Origin of the sequence: Streptosporangium sp. NPDC006007 (genome assembly GCF_040614315.1) — a bacterium.
Taxonomy (GTDB): Bacteria; Actinomycetota; Actinomycetes; order Streptosporangiales; family Streptosporangiaceae; genus Streptosporangium.
In genome coordinates this window covers 1-24770 of the sequence record NZ_JBEXUG010000011.1, presented here as the reverse complement: position 1 = coordinate 24770, position 24770 = coordinate 1, and the positions used below count along the sequence as shown (strand labels likewise).

At 70.2% G+C, this 24770-nt stretch carries 19 protein-coding genes and 1 pseudogene; 13 read left to right on the top strand and 7 right to left on the bottom strand.

Annotation, left to right across the window (positions count from 1 at the left end; genetic code table 11):
* Positions 1–17: 17 nt before the first annotated feature.
* Genes ABZ194_RS11425 through ABZ194_RS11415 form a run of 3 tightly spaced genes read right to left on the bottom strand, consistent with a single transcriptional unit; the run spans position 18 to position 2920 of the window.
* Entirely contained in the window at positions 18–1517 is a 1500-nt protein-coding gene (locus ABZ194_RS11425) for a tripartite tricarboxylate transporter permease (protein WP_355594915.1), read from the bottom strand.
* Positions 1518–2054 (bottom strand): tripartite tricarboxylate transporter TctB family protein, encoded by a 537-nt coding sequence (locus tag ABZ194_RS11420; protein ID WP_355594913.1) that lies wholly within the window; start codon positions 2052–2054, stop codon positions 1518–1520.
* Positions 2054–2920 (bottom strand): tripartite tricarboxylate transporter substrate binding protein, encoded by an 867-nt coding sequence (locus tag ABZ194_RS11415; protein ID WP_355595142.1) that lies wholly within the window; start codon positions 2918–2920, stop codon positions 2054–2056. Before ABZ194_RS11415 ends, ABZ194_RS11420 begins: the two co-directional genes overlap by 1 nt.
* Before the next feature lie 270 nt (positions 2921–3190).
* On the opposite strand from ABZ194_RS11415, the gene ABZ194_RS11410 reads away from it, so the two are divergent.
* The 8 genes from ABZ194_RS11410 to ilvC all read left to right on the top strand — a co-directional run bounded on the left by ABZ194_RS11410 (position 3191) and on the right by ilvC (position 15307).
* Positions 3191–4906, top strand: coding sequence for a sensor histidine kinase (locus ABZ194_RS11410; protein WP_355594911.1), 1716 nt, complete (start codon positions 3191–3193; stop codon positions 4904–4906).
* Positions 4903–5574, top strand: a complete 672-nt coding sequence (locus ABZ194_RS11405; RefSeq protein ID WP_355594909.1) for a response regulator — start codon at positions 4903–4905, stop codon at positions 5572–5574. Before ABZ194_RS11410 ends, ABZ194_RS11405 begins: the two co-directional genes overlap by 4 nt.
* Before the next feature lie 54 nt (positions 5575–5628).
* The gene (locus ABZ194_RS11400) at positions 5629–7767 is read left to right on the top strand and encodes a VanW family protein (RefSeq protein WP_355595140.1); all 2139 of its coding nucleotides are present in this window, start codon (positions 5629–5631) and stop codon (positions 7765–7767) included.
* A 68-nt stretch (positions 7768–7835) separates the two neighbouring features.
* Entirely contained in the window at positions 7836–8744 is a 909-nt protein-coding gene (locus ABZ194_RS11395; RefSeq protein WP_355594907.1) for a 2-hydroxyacid dehydrogenase, read from the top strand.
* Between the two features lie 249 nt (positions 8745–8993).
* Complete coding sequence (locus tag ABZ194_RS11390; RefSeq protein ID WP_355594905.1) at positions 8994–11669, top strand: EAL domain-containing protein; 2676 nt, start codon at positions 8994–8996, stop codon at positions 11667–11669.
* Between the two features lie 250 nt (positions 11670–11919).
* Entirely contained in the window at positions 11920–13683 is a 1764-nt protein-coding gene (locus ABZ194_RS11385) for an acetolactate synthase large subunit (protein ID WP_355594903.1), read from the top strand.
* Between the two features lie 79 nt (positions 13684–13762).
* Positions 13763–14287 (top strand): acetolactate synthase small subunit, encoded by a 525-nt coding sequence (gene ilvN / locus ABZ194_RS11380; protein WP_355594901.1) that lies wholly within the window; start codon positions 13763–13765, stop codon positions 14285–14287.
* A gap of 39 nt (positions 14288–14326) precedes the next feature.
* The gene (gene ilvC, locus ABZ194_RS11375; protein ID WP_355595138.1) at positions 14327–15307 is read left to right on the top strand and encodes a ketol-acid reductoisomerase; all 981 of its coding nucleotides are present in this window, start codon (positions 14327–14329) and stop codon (positions 15305–15307) included.
* A gap of 108 nt (positions 15308–15415) precedes the next feature.
* Here the strand turns inward: ilvC and ABZ194_RS11370 are convergent, their stop codons facing one another.
* Positions 15416–16228 (bottom strand): CAP domain-containing protein, encoded by an 813-nt coding sequence (locus ABZ194_RS11370; RefSeq protein WP_355594899.1) that lies wholly within the window; start codon positions 16226–16228, stop codon positions 15416–15418.
* 311 nt (positions 16229–16539) lie between these two features.
* Positions 16540–17085 carry a DUF1707 and FHA domain-containing protein gene (locus ABZ194_RS11365; RefSeq protein ID WP_355594897.1) on the bottom strand — a complete coding sequence of 182 codons (546 nt, stop codon included), beginning with the start codon at positions 17083–17085 and terminating at the stop codon, positions 16540–16542.
* Positions 17086–17173: 88 nt separating this feature from the next.
* On the opposite strand from ABZ194_RS11365, the pseudogene ABZ194_RS11360 reads away from it, so the two are divergent.
* Positions 17174–17414: pseudogene (locus ABZ194_RS11360) on the top strand (PadR family transcriptional regulator); the annotation flags it as partial.
* Between the two features lie 164 nt (positions 17415–17578).
* Here the strand turns inward: ABZ194_RS11360 and ABZ194_RS11355 are convergent.
* On the bottom strand, positions 17579–18433 hold the full coding sequence (locus tag ABZ194_RS11355; protein WP_355594895.1) for a hypothetical protein: 855 nt from the start codon (positions 18431–18433) through the stop codon (positions 17579–17581).
* A gap of 204 nt (positions 18434–18637) precedes the next feature.
* Between ABZ194_RS11355 and serA the strand changes: the two genes are divergently transcribed.
* The 3 genes from serA to ABZ194_RS11340 all read left to right on the top strand — a co-directional run bounded on the left by serA (position 18638) and on the right by ABZ194_RS11340 (position 23235).
* Positions 18638–20227 carry a phosphoglycerate dehydrogenase gene (gene serA, locus ABZ194_RS11350; protein WP_355594893.1) on the top strand — a complete coding sequence of 530 codons (1590 nt, stop codon included), beginning with the start codon at positions 18638–18640 and terminating at the stop codon, positions 20225–20227.
* Positions 20228–20914: 687 nt separating this feature from the next.
* The gene (locus ABZ194_RS11345) at positions 20915–21961 is read left to right on the top strand and encodes a 3-isopropylmalate dehydrogenase (protein WP_355594891.1); all 1047 of its coding nucleotides are present in this window, start codon (positions 20915–20917) and stop codon (positions 21959–21961) included.
* Positions 21962–22140: 179 nt separating this feature from the next.
* Positions 22141–23235, top strand: a complete 1095-nt coding sequence (locus tag ABZ194_RS11340) for a branched-chain amino acid aminotransferase (protein WP_355594889.1) — start codon at positions 22141–22143, stop codon at positions 23233–23235.
* 89 nt (positions 23236–23324) lie between these two features.
* On the opposite strand, the gene ABZ194_RS11335 is transcribed toward ABZ194_RS11340, so the two are convergent.
* Positions 23325–23978, bottom strand: coding sequence for an O-methyltransferase (locus ABZ194_RS11335; RefSeq protein WP_355594887.1), 654 nt, complete (start codon positions 23976–23978; stop codon positions 23325–23327).
* A 343-nt stretch (positions 23979–24321) separates the two neighbouring features.
* Between ABZ194_RS11335 and ABZ194_RS11330 the strand changes: the two genes are divergently transcribed.
* Entirely contained in the window at positions 24322–24708 is a 387-nt protein-coding gene (locus tag ABZ194_RS11330) for a hypothetical protein (protein WP_355594885.1), read from the top strand.
* Positions 24709–24770: the final 62 nt, after the last annotated feature.

Here is a 24770-nt window from a genome sequence, read left to right as displayed (position 1 = left end):
CCGGCGTAGAGAACGCGCTACGCGGTGGGCGACGGGCGCTTGGCCTGCCTCCTCACCAGCGGGGCGAACAGCACCAGAAGGGAGACTGTCAGCAGCGACGCCGCGATCGGGCTCCTGATCAGGGCCGTCACGTCGCCCGCGCCGATGGCCAGCGCCCGGCGGAGCTGGATCTCGGCCATCGGGCCCAGGATCATGCCGATCACCGCCGGGGCCACCGGCAGTCCGAATCGGCGCATCGCGTAGCCGAGCAGGCCGAGGATGTAGAGGATGATCAGCTCTACCCAGGAGGCGTTCAGCGCGTAGACGCCGAGGGCGGCGAACAGCACGATTCCGGCGTAGAGATAGGGCCGGGGGATGTGCAGCACCTTCGCCCAGAGCGGGGCCAGCGGCAGGTTGAGCACCAGCAGCATGGTGTTGCCGATGAACAGTGAGGCGATCATGCCCCAGACCAGGGCCGGGTTGTGGTCGAAGAGCTGGGGGCCCGGCTGCAGGCCGTACTGCTGGAAGGCCGCCAGCATGATCGCGGCCGTGGCCGAGGTGGGCAGGCCCAGGGTGAGCAGCGGGACGAGGGTGCCCGCGGCCGAGGCGTTGTTGGCGGCCTCGGGGCCGGCGACGCCCTCGATGGCGCCCTTGCCGTACTCCTCCCGGGCGACCCCGCGGGCCAGGCGTTTCTCCACCATGTAGGAGAGGAAGGTGGGGATCTCCGCGCCCCCTCCCGGCAGCGCTCCGAAGGGGAAGCCGAGCGCGGTGCCGCGCAGCCACGGCCGCCAGGACCGGGACCAGTCGGAACGGCCGAGGAACGCCCGGCCGACCGGGACGATCTCCGGGTCGTCGTGCCGCAGCCGGGAGGCGACGTAGAGCGCCTCGCCGACGGCGAACAGGCCGACCGCGACGATCACCACGTCGATGCCGTCGAGCAGTTGCGGGACGCCCAGGGTCAGCCGCGCCTGCCCGGTCTGCTGGTCGATGCCGATCAGGCCGATGGTCAGGCCGATCCCCAGTGAGGCCAGGCCCCGCACGACCGAGCGCGACAGCACCGACGACACCGCGGTGAAGGCCAGGATGGCCAGCGCGAAGTAGTCCTCGGGACCGAACGAGATCGCGAAGCTCACCACCAGCGGCGCCGCGACGACCAGCAGCCCGGTGGCGATCGTCCCCGCGACGAAGGAGCCGATGGCGGCGGTGGCCAGCGCCTGCGCGGCCCGGCCCCGCTTGGCCATCTTGTTGCCCTCCAGGGCGGTGATCATGGAGGAGCTCTCGCCGGGCGTGTTGAGCAGGATCGAGGTGGTCGACCCGCCGTACATGCCGCCGTAGTAGATCCCGGCGAACATGATGAACGCGCTGGCCGGGGGGACGCTGAACGTGATCGGCAGCAGCAGCGCCACGGTCATGGCCGGGCCGATGCCGGGCAGCACGCCCACCAGCGTGCCCAGGGTGACGCCGACCAGGGCGTAGAGCATGTTGACCGGGGTCAGCGCGGTGGCGAAGCCCTCCATCAGCAGCCGGAAGGATTCCACCTAGATCACCCCCGAGAGCAGCCCCGCGGGCAGCGTCACGCCGAGGCCCTTGACGAAGGCCAGGTAGGTGAGGGTGGAGAGCAGGATCGCGATCATGCCCGCGTGTAGCCGCCGGGTGGCCCCGAGCACCACCGAGAGACCGAAGAACAGCAGCGCGCCCGCGATGATCCAGCCCAGCAGGTCCAGCAGCACGGCGAAGGCCAGGAAGATCGCGCTGACCAGCACGACCGTCCGAATGTCCGCCCGCGCGCCGACGTCGACGTCCTCACTCTCCTCCGGGTCGCCCTGACCGCCCCGCACCACGTCGACCGCGTAGAACAGTCCGATCAGCAGCAGCGCGAAGCCGACGAGCACGGGGAAGAAACGGGGGCCCAGCCCGAGCGAGGAGGCCGCCGCGGAGACGTTGGCGGTCCCCACGAGCACGAACACGCCCAGTCCCAGGACGACCAGGGCCAAGATCAGCTCTGGGCGTCGCCACGAGTACGCCGGGCCGGCATCACGGTTGGTGGTGCCGGCCGGCTCTTTGACGGAGGACATTAGGAGACGAGGCCCATTTCCGCGATGATCCCCTTGACCTTGGCCTGCTCGGCGGCGAGGAAGTCGGTGAACTGCTGACCGGTCTGGAAGGCGTCGGCCCAGCCGTTCTTGGCCACCGCGTCCTGCCACGCCTGCGAGTCGTGCATCTTGGTGACCAGGTCGGTGAGGTTCTTCTTGTCGTCGTCGTTCAGCCCGGCGGGGGCGACGAAGCCTCGCCAGTTGGCCAGCTCGACGTCCAGACCGGCCTCCTTCAGGGTGGGCGAGTCCACGTTGGCGACGCGCTCGGGCGAGCTCACGCCGAGGGCGCGCAGCTTGCCGGACTTCACGTGCTCGGCGAACTCACCGATGCCGGAGACGCCCACCGCCACCTTGTTGCCCAGCAGCGCGTTGAGCGCCTCGCCGCCGCCGGAGTGCGCGATGTAGTTGACCTGCTTGGGGTCGATCCCGGCGGCCTTGGCCATCAGGCCCGCCACGATGTGGTCGGTGCCGCCGGCGGACCCGCCCGCGATCGCGATCTTCGCCGGCTCGGCCTTCCAGGCCGCCGCCAGATCCGCCAGCGTCTTGTAGGGCGAGGCCGCCGGAACCACGACGATCTCGTACTCCTCGGTGAGCTTCGCGATGGGCGTGGTCTCGCTCAGCGTGACGCTCGACTTGTTCTGCTCCACCGCGCCGACCATGACCAGGCCCATGGTCATCAGCAGGTTGCCGTTGCCCTTCTCGCTCGCGAGCTGGGCCAGCCCGATGGTGCCCCCCGCTCCGGGAACGTTGTACACCTCGACCTTGCGAGACGGGTCGAGTGACTTGAGTGCCTGCTCCGCGGTGCGGGAGGTCTGGTCCCAGCCGCCGCCAGGGGAGGCCGGAGCCATGATTCTCAAAGCCCCCACCCCCGATTCCGAGCCGGTGCCGCATGCGGTGAGAGCGGCAAGGGACACGACGGCAAGTGCGGCGAGTCTCCGAAGACGCATGGTCAACTCCAAGAGCGTTAGGTAAGCGTGTTGTGGATGCTGAGCCCCCGTGAGGCACAGTGTCGATCCTTTGCCATCTTGGCGTCATATCGGTCGTATTGGTCACATCAGTTGCAACCCGACCGTTATCTCCAGCTGTTTTCATAAGGTCCCTGACCAGGGGGTTCACTCGTGCGACGGATAATGAACGCCTCCCTCGGCACGCAGTTGTTCGTGTTGCAGATGGTCATCGTGTTCCTCGCGGTGGGCGGTACGGCCGGCGTCTGGGTGAAGCACACCCGCAGCCAGCTCGACTGGCAGTATCAGCAGCGCGCCCTTGCGATCGCCGAGTCCGTGGCCGGGCTGCCCCAGGTACGCGAGGCCTTCCGCCGGTCCCGGCCCGAACTGATCCTCCAGCCGATCGCGCTGGGGGTGCAGGCGGCAACCGGCGCCGACTACGTGGTTATCGCCAACCGGCAGCAGATCCGTTACGCCCACCCGAACAGCGTTGAGATCGGCAGGAAGCTGTCCACCGACGCCTCGGAGGTGCTGAACACCGGCCACACCTGGACCGGTGTCGAGACCGGCACCCTCGGCCGCTCGCTGCGCGGCAAGGCGCCGATCTTCGACTCCTCCGGCCGGGTCATCGGGCTGACCTCGGTCGGGGTGCTGCAGGACACCGTCGACGACCAGCTCGGCCAGACGCTTCCGCCGCTGCTCTGGACCGTGCTCGCCGTACTCGCCGCCGGATCCGCGGCCACCGGGCTGATCGCCCGCCGGGTCCGGCGCCAGACCTTCGGGCTGGAGCCCCGGGAGATCGCGGCCCTGCTCGAACAGCGCGAAGGAGTGCTGCACGGCGTCAAGGAGGGGGTGCTCGCCCTCGATCTCCAGGGCAAGGTGACGCTGGTCAACGACGCCGCCCGCGACCTGATCGGCCTGTCCTACCACGACGTCGGCCGCAACCTGCGGGAGATGCCGCTGTCGAGCCGGATGCGCGACGTGCTGAACGGGGTGGACTCCGGCGACGACCGGCTGGTGCTCCACCGTGACAGGGTGCTGGTGCTCAACCGGACCCCCGTGGCGGTCCGCGAGCGGCAGAGCGGCTGGGTGGTCACGCTGCGCGACCGGACCGAGCTGATCCGCCTGACCGAGGAACTCGACCAGGCGAGCAGCACGGCCGACGCGCTGCGCGCCCAGGCCCACGAGTTCGCCAACAGAATGCACACCGTGGTGGGTCTGCTGGAGCTCGGCGAGCACGAGACGGCGGTCGACTACATCACCCAGATCTCCGAGGACTACGGTCGGTACGCGTCGGGCATCCGCCAGAAGGTCGCCGACCCGACCCTGGCCGCGCTGCTACTGGCCAAGTCGGCCGAGGCGGCCGAGCGGGGCGCCTCCCTGGTGCTCGCGGAGGACTCCCGGGTGGAGGAGGGTATGATCGGCGACCCGCACGACGCCGTGCTGGTCGTCGGCAACCTGGTGGCCAACGCCCTCGACGCGCTGGACGAGATCGGGGGCACGGTCGAGGTCTCGGTCCGCACCGAGGCGGACGGCCTGCACGTCCGGGTCGGCGACTCCGGTCCGGGGATCATCCCCGACCTGGCAGAGGAGGTGTTCCGCGAGGGGTTCACCACCAAGATCGCCCACTCGGGCCCGCGCGGACTCGGTCTGGCCCTGACCCGCCAGACCTGCCTGCGCCGGGGCGGCTGGGTGCGGGTGCACAACGCCGGCGGTGCCGTCTTCACGGCCCTGCTGCCAAGACGTGAGGATGTGAGCGGAGCCGGTGACAGATGGGACGCCCGTAGCGCGAAGCGGGGCGGGTACGAGGGCGTGAACGGGATCGGTGGCAGATGGGACGCCCGCACCGCCAGGCCGGGCGGGCACGAGGATGTGGAGACGCCGAAGTGATCCGTGTGCTGGTCGTGGACGACGACTTCATGGTGGCCAGGATTCACAGCGGCTACGTGGCACGGGTACCGGGCTTCACCGCGATCGGCATGGTGCACACCGGGAGGGCGGCGGTCGCGGCGGTGACCGAGCACCGGCCCGACCTGGTGCTGCTCGACATCTACCTGCCGGACGTGTCCGGCCTCGACGTGCTCACCACGCTCAGGGGCGGGTCCCGCCCGGTGGACGTCTTGCTGATCACCGCCGCGCGCGATGTGGCCACGGTCCGCGCGGCCATGCGCGGCGGTGCGGTGAACTACCTGATCAAGCCGTTCACCGCGGGCGCGCTCACCGAGCGCCTCGAACAGTACGCCGAGACCCGCAGGCAGCTCGCCGCGATCGGCTCCGTGATCCGCCAGGAGGAGGTGGACCGGCTGTTCGGGGTGGTCAGGGGAGGGCCGCCGCCGCTGCCCAAGGGGCTGTCCACCACCACCTGCGCCCTGGTCGCCGACGCGCTCAGGGACACCGGCACCGACGTCTCGGCTGCGGAGGCGGCGGCGCTCACCGGGCTCTCCAGGGTCAGCGCGCGCCGCTACCTGGAGTATCTGTGCGCGACCGGCCAGGCCGAGCTCCGGCCCAGGTACGGCACCGCGGGCAGACCCGAGCACCGCTACCGCTGGACGGGTTGATTTGTTATTTCTTTGGAGGCTCTCGTTGAGGGTTGTGGATTAGGGTTGACTGAGGTGGACGCCGAGAAACAGCAGGAGACGGAGGCCGTGCGGAACGCCGGAGCGTCGGCAGACCCGCCGACGGACCCGTTCTCGGTCGTGCCTCTCCCCTCCAGGCCCGTCCGGCCGGGCGCCCGCGACCCCAGCCTCCCCCCGGGAGCGCGGCCCAGGGGCGGGTCCGGGCTTCCCCCGGGCGTCTCGCCCGACATCCTGGGCTCCCCGGTGTTCGGCCGCCCCACGGGCCCCGCCGTCGGGCCGGGCGCCCTGCCGCCCGCGGCCTCGCCGCCCCAGCCCTGGCAGATGCCCGCCTCCGAGCGTCCGGCGCGGCGTCGCCCTCCCGAGGAGGGGCCCGCCACGCCTGACGGTGACCCTCCGGGGCCGTACCGTTACGAGGAGCCCGCCCCCCGCCGGGGCCGTGCCCTCACCGTCGTCGTGCTGCTGCTGCTCGCGCTGCTGGCGGGCCTCGCCTACGCCGTTCCGGCGATCGTCATGTCCGGCAAGATGCTGCCCGGCACCCGGGTGCACGGCATCGACATCGGCGGGCTGACCGCGACCGAGGCGGCGGACAGGCTCAGGGACCGGCTGACGCCCGACGCCACCAAGGCGATGACCCTCAGGGCCGCGGGCGTGAAGCACACTTTCGACCCGGAGAAGGCCGGGCTGGAGTTCGACGTCGTCGCCACCATCGACCAGGCGCCCAGCGACTTCCCCGCCCCGCTGGAGGTCTGGCGGGCGCTGACCGGCACCACCGACCTGGCCCCCAAGGTCTCCGTCGACGCCGACCTCATGAAGACGGCCGTCGCGGCCCTGGCCAAGAAGATCGACCGCAAGGTCCGTGAGGGGGCGGTCGTCTTCGAGGGGGTCAAGCCGGTGGCCGTCCTGCCCAGGGACGGCCGCGAGCTGGAGCGCGACGCCGCGGCCCGCGTCATCGAGGCCGCCTTCCTCGGCCCGCAGGAGGAGGTCGGGCTGCCGGTCTCGGTGATCAAGCCCAAGGTGACGGCCGACGCGGTCGAGAAGGTCGCCGCCGAGGCCGGAAAGGTCCTGACCGGTCCGATCACCCTGACCTACCAGGGCAGACAGGTGCAGCTGCCGGTGGAGACCATCGCCACCCACCTGTCCTTCGAGCCCGGTGACTCCGGCGGCATGTACCCGGTGTTCGACGCCAGACGGGCGGTCGTGACGGTGGAGCGGAAACTCGTCGATCCGGCGCTGGCCCCCAGGGAACCCACCTTCCAGATCGTCGGGAACAGGCCGAGGCTGATCCCCGGCCGCCAGGGCAAGGGCATCGACGACGACAGGCTCGCCAAGGACGTGGTCCGAGTGATCACCGGGGGCGGCGGCCGTACGATCCCGGTCACCCTGACCACCGTCCGGCCTCGGATCTCCGAGGCCGAGGTGCGCGGGCTGGGCATCAAGGAGAAGATCAGCGAGTTCACCACGCCGTACGACTGCTGCCCGTCCCGGGTGACCAACATCCGCACGCTCGCCAGGCTCCTGGACGGCCATCTGGTCATGCCGGGCGAGACCTTCTCGCTCAACGGCCTCGTCGGCCGGAGGGACACGGCCCGGGGCTTCGTCCCGGCTCCCATGATCCAGGGTGGCCGGCTGGTCGACTCCGTGGGCGGCGGCATCTCCCAGTTCGTCACCACCATGTACAACGCGGTGTTCTTCGGCGGTCTGGAGGACGTCCAGCACGTGGCGCACGAGTTCTACATCTCCCGCTACCCGGCCGGCCGCGAGTCCACGGTCTCCTGGCCCGAGCCGGACTTCCGCTGGCGGAACGACTCCAAGTACGGCGTGCTGGTGAAGACCTCCTACACCGACAGGGGGATCACCGTCGCCTTCTGGAGCACCAAGCGCTACGACATCGAGTCGACGTCCTCGGAACGCTACGACGTCACGCCGTTCAAGCACGCGACCGAGAGCGGCCCCCGCTGCATCGCGATGACCGGCCAGCAGGGGTTCACGATCGATGTGACCCGGATCTTCAAGAAGGACGGCACGGAGGTCAGGCGGGAGACGAAGAAGACCGTCTACCGGCCGGAGACCGACCTCAAGTGCGTCTCCACCACCCCCGAGCGTCCCAACAAACCCGAGCGGCCGACCAAGCCCGCCGAGCCCGCCAAGCCCGAGCAGTCCGAGCAGATCGACTAGCCCGGGCCCGGTGGTCCGGGCCGCCGGACGCCCGGGGAGGTTACCGGACGATCGGTGATAATGCAGCCATGAAAATCTGGGTTCCCTTCAAGGCCGCCGTGGACGTCCTCCGCGATCTGCCCGATGTGGAGTGCGCCGTCTACGACGGTACGGAGCCGCTCCCCGACGGGGCGGACGAGGTCGAGGTCTGGGTGCCGCCGCTGATCCCGACGGAACGGATCCCCGAGCTGCTCGCCCGGATGTCCCGGCTCAGGCTGCTGCAGACGGTCACGGCGGGGGTGGACGCCTACCGGCCCCACCTGCCGGAGGGCGTGGTGCTGTGCAACGCGCGGGGCGTGCACGACGCGGGCACCGCGGAGTGGGCGGTCGGAGCCATGATCGCGGTCCTGCGGGAGTTCCCCGGGTTCACCGTCGCGCAGCGGGAGGGCGAGTGGACCTACCACCACACCGCCGCGCTGGCCGACTCCACGGTGCTGATCGTCGGCTACGGTTCGATCGGCCAGGCGCTGGAACGGCGGCTGGAGGGGTTCGAGGTCGACGTCGTCCGGGTGGCGCGGACCGCGCGGGACGGTGTGCACGGCCAGGACGAACTTCCCGGCCTGCTGCCCCGGGCGGACGTGGTCGTGCTGCTGGTGCCGTCCACCCCGTCAACCACCGGGCTGGTCGACGCCGGCTTCCTGGCGGCGATGAAGGACGGCGCCGTGCTGGTGAACGCGGCCAGAGGCGGGGTGGTGGACACCGGGGCGCTCCTCGCCGAGCTGCGCGGGGGCCGGATCCTGGCCGCGCTGGACGTCACCGACCCCGAACCGCTGCCCGCCGGCCATCCGCTGTGGACGGCGCCGGGGGTGTTCCTCACCCCGCACGTCGCGGGGAGCAGCCCGGCCTCCGCGCGGCGCATGCTGAAACTGCTCCGCTCGCAGCTGCTGCGCCACCTGGCGGGGGAGCCGCTTAAAAACGTGATCACCGGTCCGTACTGACCGGGAAAGGAATCCTGACCGTGGCTACCTCGTGACCTGGGGTGCGTACGGTGAATTACTGCGATCCTGATCGATCGCACGGTTATCAGATCGGTGACGACAACGGTGTTGTCACCTCTCGCGCCGGCCGGAGAGCACACACTGACCGTGTGTCGTCACGGACGCGCACGACGGAGAACGACGTGTTCGCGATGGCAACGTGAGCGCAGCGGTGAGGAAACGCTGCGGGAGCGAGACGAATCGACACCGATGGGCAGACGAATGATGCGCTGGCGTGACCCCAGGGTAGCGCTGACCGCCGCCGCCGTGATGGCCGCGGTGGGGCTCGTTGCCGCCCTCGCCGGAGGTTCTCCCCTCGTGCTCGTCGGGACCGTGGCGGGTGTCACCGCCGCCGCGGTCGCCGCGGTCTCGCTCTTCGCCGCGGCCCGCCGGCTCGCCGACCGGCGCCACGCGCTGGCCTGGCGCTGGCTGGCCGCCGGCTCGGTCACCTGGCTGGTCGGGGTCGGGGTGCGCCCGCTCGCCGACGGCACGCCGTTCGTGGTGACCTTCGCCGACCTGGTGCTGCTCGCCGGTACGGCGATGCTCGCCGTCGGCACCGGCCTGTCCGCCGTCCGGCCCGCTCACGGGCGGGCGTCGGCGAGGGACCTCGCCGACGCGCACGTCTGCGCCGCCTCGCTCTTCGTCATCGGCTGGGTTCTGCTGCTGGGCCCGGCCTACCGTGACGCCGGTGACGCCGGCACCTTCGCCGTCGCGCTCGCCTCACCGCTGTTCTGCCTGATCCTCACCTGCGCCGTGGGCTTCACCGTGCTGCCGCTCCGCAGGGCCGCCCGGCCCGTCGGCCCCGCGGCGCTGGCCGTGCTGGCGGTCGTCACGGCGGCCGAGACGGTCACCGCGCTGGCCCGGATGGCCGGCGACACGCCGCCGTCCGGCTGGATGTGGCCCGCGCCCGCGGCCTTCCTGCTGCTCGCCGTGGCCGCGTGGGGCGGCCGTACCGCGGAGGCCCGGAGCGCGCGGGAGAGCGTGGCGCCCGCCGGGAGGACCGCCTCGTCGCTGGTCGCGGCGGTACCGCTGCTCCTGGTCGTCGCCGCCACCGCCGTCGTGCTGCTGCGCGTGCTGGGCGGCAGGCTGGAGGGGCCGGTCGCCGTCCCGGCCCTGGTGTCGGCGTCGGTCGTCGCGGTGCTGGTGGTCCGCCTGTTCGCGACACTGATCGAGACCGGCCGGATGCGCCGCCTGGTGGACCTCGGCGAGCAGCAGCTGCACGACCTGGCCGAGAGCACCGGGGACGTGGTCCTGCTCTGCGACTACGACGGTGTGGTGCGGGAGGTCGGCAAGGGTGTGGAGATCACGTACGGCTACCGCCCCGACGAGCTGATCGGCGGCAGGATCTTCGACTACATCCACCCCGAGGACGTCCCCGGCATACAGGCGGCGCTGCGCGCCATGAGCCTGGACGACGAGCCCGTCGAGGGGCCGGGCATCTGCCGGGTCGCCTGCCGGGTCCGGGCGGCCGACGGCACCTGGCGCCCCACCGAGTCGGCGGCGACCCGGCAGATGCGCGGTGAGAACCTGCTGCTGGTGACCACCCGTGACGTCAGCGGTCAGGAGGCCCTGCGCAACCAGGTGGCCCACCTCACCTTCCACGACGGCGTCACCGGCCTGCCCAACCGCGCCTACTTCGAGGAGCGCACCCGGGAGGTGCTCGGCCGGCCCGGTGCGAGCAGCGCCGCCGTGGTCTTCCTGGATCTGGACGGGTTCACCGCGGTCAACGACTCGGTTGGCCACGCCAGCGGCGACTACCTGCTCGGCCAGGCGGCCCGCAGGCTCCGCGCCGCCGTACAGGCCGACGACACCCTGGCCCGGTGGGGCGGTGACGAGTTCGCGGTGCTGCTGGAGGCGGCGGCGGACGCCCAGACGGCGGTGGACCTGGCCGAGCGGCTGGTCCGCACGGTCTCCTCGGAGCCGTTCCGGGTGGCCGATCGGGACATCGCGCTGACCGCCAGCGTGGGGGTGGCCTTCGCCGACGACAACGTGTCCTCCGCGGACCTGATCCGTAACGCGGACGTGGCGATGGCACGGGCCAAAGAGCTCGGCGGACGGCGGGTCGAGGTGTTCGCCGCGCACATGCACGCCGACGTGGTGCGCCGTCTTGAGCTCGCCGCCGACCTGCAGCGGGCGCTGCTGGAGAACCAGTTCGTCATCGAGTACCAGCCGGTGGTGGACCTGGCCACCTCGCGGGTCACCGCCGTGGAGGCGCTGGTGCGCTGGTGGCGGGGGAGTGTGTTCGTGCCGCCCGAGCAGTTCCTCGGCCCGGCCGAGGACACGGGGCTGATCGTCCCGCTGAGTGAGTGGATCCTGCGTGAGGCGTGCCGGGAGGTGGCCGCCTGGCGTGCCTCCTCGTGGGAGATCGGGCTCTCGCTGAACCTCTCGGCCCGGCAGATCATGGCGCCGCGCTTCGTGGAGAGCGTCGAGTCGGCGCTGGCCGAGAGCGGCCTGCCGCCCAGCGCGCTGACCCTTGAGGTCATCGAGGAGATGCTGGTCGAGGACGCGGAGGAGACCGTCTCGCGCCTCTCGGAGCTGCGCGGGCTCGGCGTACGGCTGGCCATCGACGACTTCGGCACCGGCTACGCCTCGCTGGCCTTTCTGCGGCAGCTCCCGGTGGACATGATCAAGATTGATCCGTCGTTCGTGTCCGGCCTCGGCCGCGACGAGACGCTGACCCTGCTGACCCGCACCATCGTGCGACTCGGCCACGACCTGGGCCTGATCGTGGTGGCCGAGGGCATCGAGCGCCCCGAGCAGCTGGAGCTGCTGCGCGAGATGGGCTGCACCCGGGGCCAGGGCTTCCTGGTGGCCCGGCCGATGGCCGCGCCCGGGGTCGTCTCCCTCATGCGCACGAGCTGCTCCAGTCTGCCCAGCGGTGTCTGACCGCCGGCCCTCCCGCCCCCGGCGGTTCGGGCCCTGTCCGGCCCCTAACATCTGTTGTCTCGGGCTTTGAGACTCCCGTCCCACGAATTTGACGTGGGCCCGGTCGGTCGGCCATGGTGGATCCATGCATCATCGTGGGATCCTCGTAGTACTTCGCCGGCGCGCGGGCCGATAGCGAAGCACCTCGACCTGCGCGCCGCCCCAGCTCCGCCATCCCCGGCGGGATGGGGCATTTTTTATGCCGTCAAACATGCTCAGCCACACAAGGAACGAGCCGATGACCGAACAGATGACAGGAGCCCAGGCCCTCGTGAGGGCGCTGGAGAACGTCGGAGTCGACACCGTGTTCGGGATCCCGGGCGGCGCGATTCTTCCCGCCTACGATCCCCTCTACGACTCGGTCAAGGTCCGGCACGTGCTTGTCCGGCACGAGCAGGGGGCCGGGCACGCGGCCCAGGGCTACGCGCAGGCCACGGGCAAGGTCGGGGTCTGCATGGCCACCAGTGGCCCGGGGGCGACCAACCTGGTCACCCCGATCGCCGACGCGTACATGGACTCGGTCCCGATGGTCGCGATCACCGGCCAGGTGCCGAGTGACTCCATCGGCACCGACGCGTTCCAGGAAGCCGACATCTCCGGCATCACCATGCCGATCACCAAGCACAACTTCCTGGTCACCAACCCGGCCGACATCCCCAGGACGATCGCGGAGGCCTTCCACATCGCGTCGACGGGGCGTCCGGGGCCGGTGCTGGTGGACATCGCCAAGGACGCGCTCAGCGCCAGGACGACCTTCCAGTGGCCGCCGGTGATGCAGCTGCCGGGCTACCGCCCGGTCACCCGGCCGCACTCCAAGCAGATCCGTGAGGCGGTCAAACTGATCGTCGAGGCCAGGCGTCCGGTGCTCTACGTCGGGGGCGGCGTGCACAAGGCGAGGGCCGCGGCCGAGCTGCTGGAGTTCGCCGAGCTGACCGGCATCCCCGTCGTCACCACGCTGATGGCGCGCGGCACCTTCCCCGACAGCCACCGTCAGCACCTCGGCATGCCGGGCATGCACGGCTCGGTGCCCGCGGTCGGCGCACTGCAACGCGCCGACCTGCTCATCGGGCTCGGCGTCCGCTTCGACGACCGCGTCACCGGTCAGCTGTCCACCTTCGCGCCGCACGCCAAAATCGTCCACGCCGACATCGACCCGGCGGAGATCTCCAAGAACCGGCACGCGGACGTCCCGATCGTGGGCGACTGCAAGGAGGTCATCTCCGAGCTGATCGCGGTGATGCGCAACGAGCCGCACAAGGGCGACTACGCGGAGTGGTGGAGGCAGCTCGACGACTACCGGAAGACCTACCCGCTGGGCTACGCCGAGTTCGAGGACGGCTCCATCGCCCCGCAGTACGTCATGGAGCGGCTGAGCCGGATCGTCGGCCCGGACGCCATCTTCACCGCGGGCGTCGGGCAGCACCAGATGTGGGCCGCCCAGTTCATCGGCTACGAGAACCCCGGATCCTTCATCAACTCCGGCGGCGCCGGCACGATGGGCTTCGCGCTTCCGGCGGCGATGGGCGCCAAGATGGGCAGGCCCGACGCCACGGTCTGGGCCATCGACGGCGACGGCTGCTTCCAGATGACCAACCAGGAGCTGGCCACCTGTGCCATCGAGGGTGTGCCGATCAAGGTCGCGATCATCAACAACGGTAACCTCGGCATGGTCCGCCAGTGGCAGACGTTGTTCTACAACCAGCGTTACTCCAACACCAACCTGCAGACGGTCCGCCGGATCCCGGACTTCGTGAAGCTGGCCGAGGCGTACGGCTGCGTCGGCCTGCGCTGCGAGCGTCCCGAGGACGTGGACGCGGTCATCGAGAAGGCGATGGAGATCAACGACGTCCCGGTCGTGATCGACTTCGTGGTCCACGAGGACGCCATGGTCTGGCCGATGGTCGCTGCGGGGACCAGCAACGACGACATCAAGTTCGCGCGCGACATGGCGCCGGTCTGGAACAGCGAGGACTAGCGGTGGGCGGGCGAACGAACAGACAGCGAACGGACAGGCAGAGCGAGAGCCCGGCGGCCGGCCAGGCGAGGAGGAAGGCATGAGCAGGCATACGCTCTCCGTGCTGGTGGAGAACAAGCCCGGTGTGCTCGCGCGCGTCGCGGCGCTGTTCAGCCGCCGTGGGTTCAACATCGACTCGCTGGCGGTCGGCCCGACCGAGCACGGGGACATCTCGCGGATGACCATCGTGGTCAACGTCGAGGACCTGCCGCTTGAGCAGGTCACCAAGCAGCTCAACAAGCTGATCAACGTGCTGAAGATCGTGGAGCTCGACCCGGCGCAGGCCGTGCAGCGCGAGCTCACGCTGATCAAGGTGCGAGCCGACGCCGAGAGCCGTTCGAGTGTGCTGGAACTGGTGAACCTCTTCCGGGCGCGCTGCGTCGACGTCGCGCCGGACGCGGTCACCATAGAGGTCACCGGTACGCCGGACAAGCTGCAGGCGTTCATCAAGCTCCTGGAGCCGTTCGGCATCAAGGAGCTCGTCCAGTCGGGCATGGTGGCCATCGGCCGTGGCGCCCGTTCCATCACCGACCGTTCCCTCCGGGCCCTGGACCGGACCGCGTAACCCTACGAGAAACCCTGAAAGGTCAAGCAAGTGACTGAGATCTTCTACGACGACCAGGCCGACCTGTCGATCATCCAGGGCCGGCACGTGGCCGTCCTGGGGTACGGCAGCCAGGGCCATGCCCACGCGCTCTCCCTGCGTGACTCCGGGGTGGACGTCCGGGTCGGCCTGCCCGAGGGCTCCAAGAGCCGGGAGAAGGCCGAGGCCGACGGGCTGCGTGTGCTCGCCCCCGCGGAGGCCGTCGAAGAGGCGGACCTGACCATGATCCTCGCGCCGGACCACATCCAGCGCCACCTCTACGCCGAGCACGTGGCCCCGAACCTCGTCGAGGGCGACGCCCTCTTCTTCGGCCACGGCCTCAACGTCCGCTACGGCCTGATCGAGGCCCCCGAGGGGGTGGACGTGGCCATGGTCGCCCCCAAGGGGCCGGGCCACCTCGTCCGCCGCCAGTACACCGCGGGCCGGGGCGTGCCCTGCCTCGTCGCGGTGGAGAAGGACGCCAGCGGCAGCGCCTGGGACCTCGCCCTGTCCTACGCCAAGGGCATCGGCGGCACCCGCGCCGGCGCGCTGAAGACGACCTTCACCGAGGAGACCGAGACCGACCTCTTCGGCGAGCAGGCCGTCCTCTGCGGTGGCGTGTCAGAGCTGATCAAGGCCGGGTTCGAGACGCTGATCGAGGCCGGCTACCAGCCCGAGGTCGCCTACTTCGAGTGCCTGCACGAGATGAAGCTGATCGTCGACCTGATGTACGAGGGTGGCATCCACAAGATGTACTGGTCGGTCTCCGACACCGCCGAGTACGGTGGCTACTCCCGCGGCCCGCGCGTCGTGACGCAGGAGACCAAGAAGGAGATGCAGCGGATCCTCGCCGAGATCCAGTCCGGCGAGTTCGCCAGGGAACTGGTGGAGGAGTTCGACAGCGGCCAGAAGAGGTTCTCCGCCTACCGCGAGGAGCTGGCCGGGCACCCGATCGAGAAGACCGGCGCCAAGCTGCGCCCGATGATGAGCTGGCTCAAGTAGCCTCGGCTCCTCCCGGACGGCCCGTGCCCCGCGACGTCTCACGTCGCGAGGCACGGGCCGTTCTCGCGGATCCGGTTCTCGCGGATCCGGGGCGAGACCGGGGCGGGGTCAGTGCTTGCCGAAGTTCTGGGTCCAGTAGATGCCGCGGGAGCTGTTCGCCACGCCCACCCCGATGTGGGTGTAGGCGCAGTTCATGATGTTCTGCCGGTGACCGGTGCTGTTCATCCAGGCCTTGACCACCTCGGCCGGGGTCCGCTGGCCCATCGCGATGTTCTCCGCCCAGGCCGACATCGGGCTGAACCCGGAGGCCTTGATGCGGTCGGTCATGGTCCGGCCGTCCTGCGAGGTGTGGCTGAAGTAGTTCTTGGTCGCCATGTCGTCCGAGTGACCCTGGGCGGCCGAGCGCAGCTGCGGGTCGTTCTTGAGCGCGCCGCACCCTCCGGCCTGCCGCTCGACGTTGGTCAGCCGGACCACCTCCTCCTGGGAGGACGAGCCCTGGGACGGCGTGGGGGACGGGGTGGGAGGCGGCGTCGGGGTGGGGGTCGGCGTGCCGGGGGAGCAGGACAGCCGGACGGTCCCCGAGCGGCCGCCGCCGCCCCGCTGGTCGGTGGCGACGGTGTAGTAGACACCGGGGGCGCACCGCAGCGCCGCGGTGACCCGCCCGTTGGAGCCCGTCCTGGCCGCGCTCTTGACCACGGGGTCGGGGCCGGCCTCGACGCGCTTGATCTGGACGCGGACGCGGGCGACGTCGCCGCAGCCCAGGCGGGCGGCGGACGCCTGAATCCTGCCGTCAGAGGTGACATAGGGCTTTGTCGCGTACACACGGCACCCGGCCTGCGGGCTCGCCGCGGCCTGTGTGGCGGCCTGCGCGGTGGCCATCGGCGTGCCGAGCGCCACCAGGCTCCCGAGGCACGCAAGCATCCCTAGCGGTCTACGCATGGATTTCCTCCAGATTGTTAGGCGCTGGATGAATTCCGCATTCTGTCGGGATTGGATCACTCCTGTCACCAAAATCCGGATAATAATTGCGGGTTTTGGGTAAACCAGGGTGACTCCAGAGGCGTCTGGGACTCGCCGTCCGGTGGTGTCCCGTTCGCCGCCGCGACGGTGTGGGCCGGCTCGATGAGGCCGTGCCGGGGCATACCGTGCAGTACCGGAGCATGCCGTGGCGGGCCGTGGCGGGGCGTGCTGGGGGGTGCCGGTTCGGTTCGGGAAGCTCGGAGCCGAGGGGCTCAGGCGAGCTGAGGAGTGATCACCATGAAGGCGCAGTCACCGAAGGAGAGCACGTCTCCGGGGCGGACCTTCGCCGGTCCGACCAGACGCCAGTCGTTCAGCCGGGTGCCGTTGAGCGAGCCCAGGTCGATGACGAGCCAGCCCTCCGCGTCGCAGCGCAGCTCAGCGTGGATCCGCGACACCGTCAGGTCGGCCAGGACGAGGTCGCAGGCCGAGCCGCGGCCCACCACGTAGCGCGTACGGCTGTCGCCGGGCAGCGCCAGGCGGGGCAGCCTGGGGCGCCGCCAGGCCGACTCCAGGCGTTTGGTGAAGTCGGAGGCCGAGGAGACGACCTCGGTCACCACGCGGCGGAACCGGCCGCGCGGGGGCAGATCGGCGACCAGGTTGTCGAGCTCGCCCTGGTTGCGCGCGCGCAACGCCATGTCCACCCGGCCGAGGAACGTGTCGTGCGAGAGGCGGCCCTCGACGGCGCGGTCACGGAGCTCGTTGATCGCACGATCGCGGTCCCCATCGGACGCGCGGGACGGGGGATGCGTCGAGCTCATCTCCCGAGTATCGGCCCCAGAAGCGGAACCTGTCCACAATATGCGGATCACTTGCCGCAACCATACTGCGTATGCATACGGAGTATCCATGACGATCCGGCATGGACTTCTCGCTCTGCTGAGCCGGGGCCCCCGTTACGGCTATCAGTTGCGGACCGAGTTCGAGGCGCCGACAGGGGCGACCTGGCCGCTCGACATCGGCCAGGTCTACACGACGCTCTCCCGCCTGGAACGCGACGGCCTGGTGGCCCCCGGGGAACACGACGACCAGGGAGCGGGTCGTCTACACGATCACCGAGGCCGGTCGGATCGAGATGGAGCGACGGTTCGGCGCGCACACTCCAGGGCCTCGACCGCGCCGGACGAGGACGACGCCGACGCCGGTTCGCCGGATCGGATAGCGCCCGCGCCCGGTCGCTCGCCGGGGTGCGGCCCGGCCCCGCGAGGGCGTGGCCGTACCCCGGTCGTGCCCCGGTGCGCGCGGGGCGGCGGGTCAGTCGGTGACGTCGGCGCAGACCACGTGGACGCCCAGCTCGATCATGCGCTGCTCGCTGTGCGCGTCGGCGACCCGGGCCATCAGGATCGGCGCCTCGCTCGCCGCGAGCTGCGGCAGCCGGGCGCGCACCCCGCGGTGCAGGTCCCTGACGACCTCCTCGGCCGCGGACATGTGCGCCTTGACATGCAGCATGATCCCGGGGGCGCCGGAGCTGGTCCGGGCCTCGGAGATCCACACGTGGTGGACCAGCGGATAGTCGGTGAGCAATTCCGCGACCGCGACCCGCAGCGCGGGCAGGATGGGGTGGTCACACCGGCGGTAGCCGGGGTCCACCTGCTGCATGGGCCCCGACAGGTGGGGGCGGGGCGCGGGGATCCACGGCTGGGCGGGCGCCGCGGGCACGGGGATCCGCTGGCTCACCGTGGGGATGTGGGAGGAGACCGTGGCCATCGCTCCGGTCGCGTACGCCGTCGGGGTCGCGGCCGACAGCGCCGGCGCGGGACCACCGCGGGTCGAGAGGAGGTGACGCTGGAGGTCCTCGATCGGCACGGCGGCGGCGGCCGGCCCCGCCGCGTCGATCACGATCTCCCGCACGCCGGTGACGCGCTGGATGTCGAGGATGGTGTCGGCGTCGCAGGCCGACAGCGAGTGATTGCCACGGTGACGTGCGTAGGTGCTCGCGGAGGTGTATCCGAGCAGGACCCGATCACCGGCCTGGGTCGTGCCGAGCACGACGGAACGGTCGGGGCGCACGGCCACCAGAAGTCCCCATTCGGCCAGCGCCGCAAGCAGCCGGTGCGGATCGCCGTGCTGTGCGAGCACGTCGCCGAGAGCGGGGTTCCCGATGCTCATATAACGAACCATAGGTACTGAACCACGGCTTATCAGGGTAATCGCGAATATTTCTCGACATCAAGGCCAAGTTAAATTTTCTCCGCCCAGATCACACGGGAGGCGGGTAACGTCTCGGATCGCGGGACACTCGTGAACGCGTTCACAAGCGCCGATAGACTACGTGAGGTTCGTGCAGCCTCCACGTCTCTAAGGATCTTGCCTGTGAACAAGCCCGTCGTACTGGTCGCAGAGGAACTCTCCGAGGCCGGCCTCGCGGTTCTGGGCGCTGACTTCGAAGTCCGTCACACCGACGGCGCCGACCGTGCCCAGTTCCTGCCCGCCCTCGCCGACGTGGACGCGCTCATCGTGCGCAGCGCCACCCAGGTGGACGCCGAGGCGATCGCCGGCGCGCCCCGGCTCCGGGTCGTCGCCCGCGCCGGCGTCGGCCTCGACAACGTGGACGTGGAGGCCGCCACCAAGGCCGGTGTCATGGTCGTCAACGCGCCCACCTCCAACATCACCAGCGCCGCCGAGCACACCGTCGCGCTGATCCTCGCCTCCGCCCGCAACGTCGCCCAGGCGCACTCCGCGCTCAAGGGCGGCGAGTGGAAACGCTCGAAGTACACCGGCGTGGAGCTCGACGAGAAGGTCGTCGGCATCCTCGGCCTTGGCAAGATCGGCCAGCTGGTCGCCCAGCGCCTCCAGCCGTTCGGCGTCGAGCTGATCGCCTACGACCCCTACCTGCAGCCGGCCCGCGCCGCGCAGATGGGCGTCCGGCTGGTCTCGCTGGAGGAGGTCCTGCGCGAGGCCGACTTCATCACCGTCCACCTGCCCAAGTCCAAGGAGACCGTCGGGCTGATCGGCGACCGGGAGCTCCACCAGGTCAAGCCGTCCGTCCGCCTGATCAACGTCGCCCGGGGCGGCATCATCGACGAGAACGCCCTCTACTCCGCGATCAAGGAGGGGCGCGTCGCCGGAGCCGGCATCGACGTGTTCCCCAAGGAGCCCGTCACCGACAGCCCGCTCTTCGAGCTGGACCAGGTCGTCGTCACCCCGCATCTGGGCGCCTCCACCCACGAGGCCCAGGAGAAGGCCGGCACCCAGGTCGCGCGGAGCGTGAAGCTCGCCCTCGCCGGTGAGTTCGTGCCGGACGCGGTCAACGTCCAGGGCGGCGCGGTGGCCGAGGACGTCAAGCCGGGCCTGCCGCTGGCCGAGAAGCTCGGCCGGGTGTTCACCGCGCTCGCGGGCGAGGTCGCCACCAGGCTCGACGTCGAGGTGCGCGGCGAGATCGCCTCCAAGGACGTCCGCGTGCTGGAGCTGGCCGCCCTCAAGGGTGTCTTCACCGACGTGGTCGAGGACTCGGTCACCTATGTCAACGCCCCGCTCCTGGCCAAGGACCGAGGCGTGATCGTCGAGCTGCTCACCAGCTCCGACAGCCCCGACTGGCGCAACGTGGTGACCGTCCGCGGCGTCCTCGCCGACGGGCGCACGGTCTCGGTCTCCGGCACGCTCTCCGGACCGCGCCAGATCACGAAGATCGTCGAGGTCAACGGCTTCCAGATGGAGATCGAGCCGACCGACCACCTGTCGTTCTTCACCTACACCGACCGTCCCGGCGTCGTCGGCGTCGTCGGCCGCATTCTCGGCGACCACGGCATCAACATCGCCTCCATGCAGGTGGCGCGGGACGTCAAGGGCGGCAAGGCGCTCATCGCGCTGACCGTCGACACCGCCATCCCGTCCGAGGTGATCGACCAGATCGGCACCGAGATCGGCGCCGACAGCGGTCGCTCGGTCGACCTGGCCGAGTAGTACCTCCCGGACAATCCCTCCGTGACACGGCCGGCGCCCCGGATCGCCGGGGGCACCGGCCGTGTCCGTTCCTGGAACGCTCCCGAGCCGCCTGCGGCACTGTCTCAGCATGTGAGAAATCTGTACGGGGGGCGAGACGGTGTGGTAACCGCCGGATACCATGGCAGGGAATGCCGCAGGTTTTTGTAGTCATCACCTGCCGCGGCGGGGCCTGACAGAGGCGGGCCGGCAGCCCGCCGCGGTGCGACGGCGCCGGCCGGCTCACGCCCCCACCGCGATCCGTGATCCGGATTCGCGGCCTCGGGTCTGTTTCCGGCTCCACGACCGGAGCCCGGATCACCTTCCCCCGTTCCATGTGATCTGTTCCCCACGACCGAGACGAGAGTCACCATGTACGACATGTATCCCTGGAACCGTCCCGAGGAGACCGAGGACGAGGCCGCCCAGGCACTCCAGACCGCCCTGGACCGCCGTGACAACGGCGGGATCCCCACGCGTTCCTAGCCGGACCCCTCCCGGCGGGCCGGCTCTGCCGGAACCCGCCTGGGCGGGTGGTGGATCGCGACCTTAAAGAAACGGTTAAAAGGCGACAAAAAAGGCAAAATTCCCGTCTCCGACCTGTGGGACACCTGTCCGAGGGGTGAGATCGGTGGTTCGATCACCGAGACGGACCGGTAGGGTGCGTGCATGGACTCGCGCAACATTCGCCTGGCGGTCATTCCCGGGGACGGGATCGGAGCCGAGGTCGTCACCGAGGGCCTGAAGGTCCTGGAGGCGGTCGGCACGAAGGTGGAGACCACCACCTACGACCTGGGGGCCAAGCGGTACCACCGGACCGGTGAGACCCTTCCCGAAACGGTCCTGGACGAGTTGCGCGGATACGACGCGATCCTGCTCGGCGCGGTCGGCGACCCCAGCGTGCCGCCGGGCATCCTGGAGCGCGACCTGCTGCTCAAGCTCCGCTTCGAGCTCGACCACTACGTCAACCTGCGCCCGGTCAAGCTCTTCTCCGGCGTGGAGACCCCGCTGGGCAAGGCCCGCCCCGAGGACATCGACATGATCGTCGTCCGCGAGGGCACCGAGGGCCCCTACGCCGGCGCCGGCGGCGTGCTGCGCCGGGGCACCCCGTACGAGATCGCCACCCAGGAGTCGCTGAACACCGCCTTCGGCGTCGAGCGCGTCGTCCGCTACGCCTTCGACAGGGCGCTCACCCGGCCGCGCAGGAAGCTGACGCTGGTCCACAAGACCAACGTGCTCACCTACGCCGGTGACCTCTGGGCCCGCACCGTCGACCGGGTCAGCCTGGAGTATCCCGACGTGACCACCGACTACTGTCACGTCGACGCCGCCTCGATGTTCTTCGTCAACCAGCCGGAGCGGTTCGACGTGGTCGTCACCGACAACCTCTTCGGCGACATCATCACCGACATCGGCGCCGCCATCGCCGGTGGCATCGGCCTGGCCGCCAGCGGAAACATCAACCCCGACCGCACCGCGCCGAGCATGTTCGAGCCGGTCCACGGCAGCGCCCCCGACATCGCCGGGCAGGGCAAGGCCGACCCGACCGCGACGATCCTGTCGGTCGCCATGCTCCTGGACCACCTCGGCCTGGCCGAGCAGGCCGCCAGGGTCGAGCAGGCCGTGGCCGACGACCTGGTCGAGCGGCTGACCGGCTGGACCGGCCGGACCACCCATGAGATCGGCGACGACATCACCGCCCGAGTAGCCGGCTGAGAGGCCGCCCACCCGGCTCAGACGCGCCTGGCGGCTCACCCGAGCGGCCAGGCGCCTTCTTTTTGCCCCGCCCGCCCCCGGCACTGCCGGTTTTCCACAGGGTGCAGTAGTTTCCCGTTACCTGCTCCATCGCAGAATGGACTCAGGCGTAGTCCGCCACAAAGAGAAGGATCTCGGCCATGACCACCGCTCAGAAGCTCAGCTTCGACGTGCAGCTCTCCGACCACGCGCGCACCGCGGCCGAGCGTGAGCGGGTAATGGCGGATCCGGGATTCGGCCAGACCTTCACCGACCACATGATCTCGATCGACTACACGGAGGGGGAGGGCTGGCACGACGCGCGGCTCATGCCGTACGGGCCGCTCAGCCTCGACCCGGCGACCTCGGTCTTCCACTACGCCCAGGAGCTCTTCGAGGGTCTGAAGGCCTACCGTCAGGAGAACGGGACGATCGCCAGCTTCCGGCCCTACTCCAACGCGGCCCGCTTCAACCTGTCGGCGGCGCGGATGGCGATGCCGGCGCTGCCCGAGGAGACGTTCGTCGAGTCACTGGAACTCCTCGTCCAGACCGACCGTGACTGGGTGCCCACCATCCAGGGCCACAGCCTCTACCTGCGCCCCTTCATGATCGCCACACAGGCCGCGCTGGGGGTGAACTACCCGTCGAGGACCTACCGCTACATGGTGATCGCCTCTCCGGCCGCCGCCTACTTCGGCGCGGGCAGGCCCGTCTCGGTCTGGCTCTCCACCGAGTACACCCGGGCCGCCCCCGGCGGCACCGGCTTCGCCAAGTGCGGCGGCAACTACGCGGCGGCCTTCGTGGCTCAGCGCCAGGCCGTCGAGCAGGGCTGTGACCAGGTGGTCTGGCTCGACTCCCACGAGCACCGCCAGGTCGAGGAGATGGGCGGGATGAACCTGTTCTTCGTCTACGGCGACCGCCTGCTCACCCCGGCCCTGACCGGCACGCTTCTTCCCGGCATCACCCGCGACTCGATCCTCACCCTCGCCGCCGACCTCGGCCTGACCGCCGAGCAGGGGCGCCTGTCGATCGAGGAGTGGCAGAGCGGCTGCGAGTCCGGCGAACTCACCGAGGTCTTCGCCTGCGGCACCGCCGCGGTGGTCACCCCGGTCGGCTCGGTCAAGGGCGCCGACCGCGCCTGGACCGTCGGCGACGGCACCCAGGGCCCCGTCACCTCCAGGATCCGTGAGGCCCTGGTCGGCATCCAGTACGGCTCCCGCCCCGACACGCACGGCTGGATCCACAAGATCTGCTGACCGCCCCCTCGGGAGACTCGGCCGCCACACCCCGGCCGGGCTTCCGCCGGACGGCGCCTACGCCTCGACCAGCCTGCCCGTGTCGCTCGTCAGTGCTTTCGAATCATGGTGAGGCCGTCGGCGATCGGCAGCATCAGCGAGGTCACCCTGCTGTCGGACACGACCAGGTCGTTGAACTCGCGGATGGCCCGGGTCGCCTCGTCGTCCACCGTGGGGTCGGCCACGCGGCCCCTCCACAGGGTGTTGTCGACGAGGATCAGGCCGCCCGGGGCGAGACGCGACATGAGGATCTCGTAGTAGACGGGGTAGTTGGGCTTGTCGGCGTCGATCAACGCCAGGTCCACGGCCCGGTCGGCGGGAAGCTCCGCCAGCCGCTCGGCGGCCGGGCCGATCCTGAGCTCGACGCGGTCGGTGAGCCCGGCCTTCTCCCAGTAGCGCCGGGCGATCACCGTCCACTCCTCACTGACGTCGAAGCAGGTCAGCCTGCCGCCGGAACCGAGCCCCCTGGCCAGGCAGATGGAGGAGTAACCGGTGAAGGTCCCCACCTCCACCACGTTCCCCGCACGGCTGAGCTGAGTGATCATGGTGAGGAACCGCCCCTGGTCGGGGGAGATCTGCATGCCCGCCCGGTCGCCGGTGACCTCTCTGGTCTCCAGGGCGAGCGCGTCGAGGAGGTCGTCGGGCAGGGTGGTGTGCGCGAGCAGATACTGCCCGACGGCGGGGTCCAGATAGGTCGCCTTCATACAGACCATTGTCATCCGGACCGGGGCCGGCGGCCGTCCGATCGGTGTCCGGTACCGGAAAAATCTCCGCGCCATGTGAAGCGGGGCGCCGGGCTTCACGGAGGTTCGCAGTTTGTGTACGGGAATACGTCTGCGTGCCTCGGGGGTAAGGCACTACCGTTCTCGCGTGGCGCAGGGCGCTTCCCGCGGCCGGTGGCTCATCGGCGGATGGGTGCCTGGGAAAGGGCGGAGAAAAGGCCGTGCCCCGGGCGGCATGCGAAGCAGAGGCGGACCCGGGGCTTACCCGGCTAAGTGTATCCGGCCACCCGTTCCCCGACAACCGATCCTCCCCCGGAGTGCCGCTGTGAGCTTTGAGCTGCCCGAATGGTTCCATCGGATGTTCTCCTCGCCGCGTTTCGCTCCGTATCGGGATGCTACGGGCGGGGATGACAGGCGGGCATGGGATCTGTTCCGGTGGAACATCGAGGTGTCGGAGGCCTTCTACTGCCCTCTGCACTGCCTGGAGGTCAGCCTGCGCAACGCGCAGCACGCCGAGTTGAGTGCCAGGTTCGGCCGAGCCGACTGGTGGGTCGTGGCGCCGCTGCGAAAGCACGAGCTTGCCAAGGTCGCACAGGCTGAGCGCAGTCTGTGGAGGAAGGGGAGCGATGCTCCCACCACCGATGACGTGATCACCGAACTGTCCTTTCAGGGATGGGGCGGCCCCCTTCCCCCCTCCGGGAGGGGGCCGTGAGGTGCGACCCGGGACCCCTCCGGCCCGGGTCGCACGGCGGTGGGCGCGATGACGCGCTACGG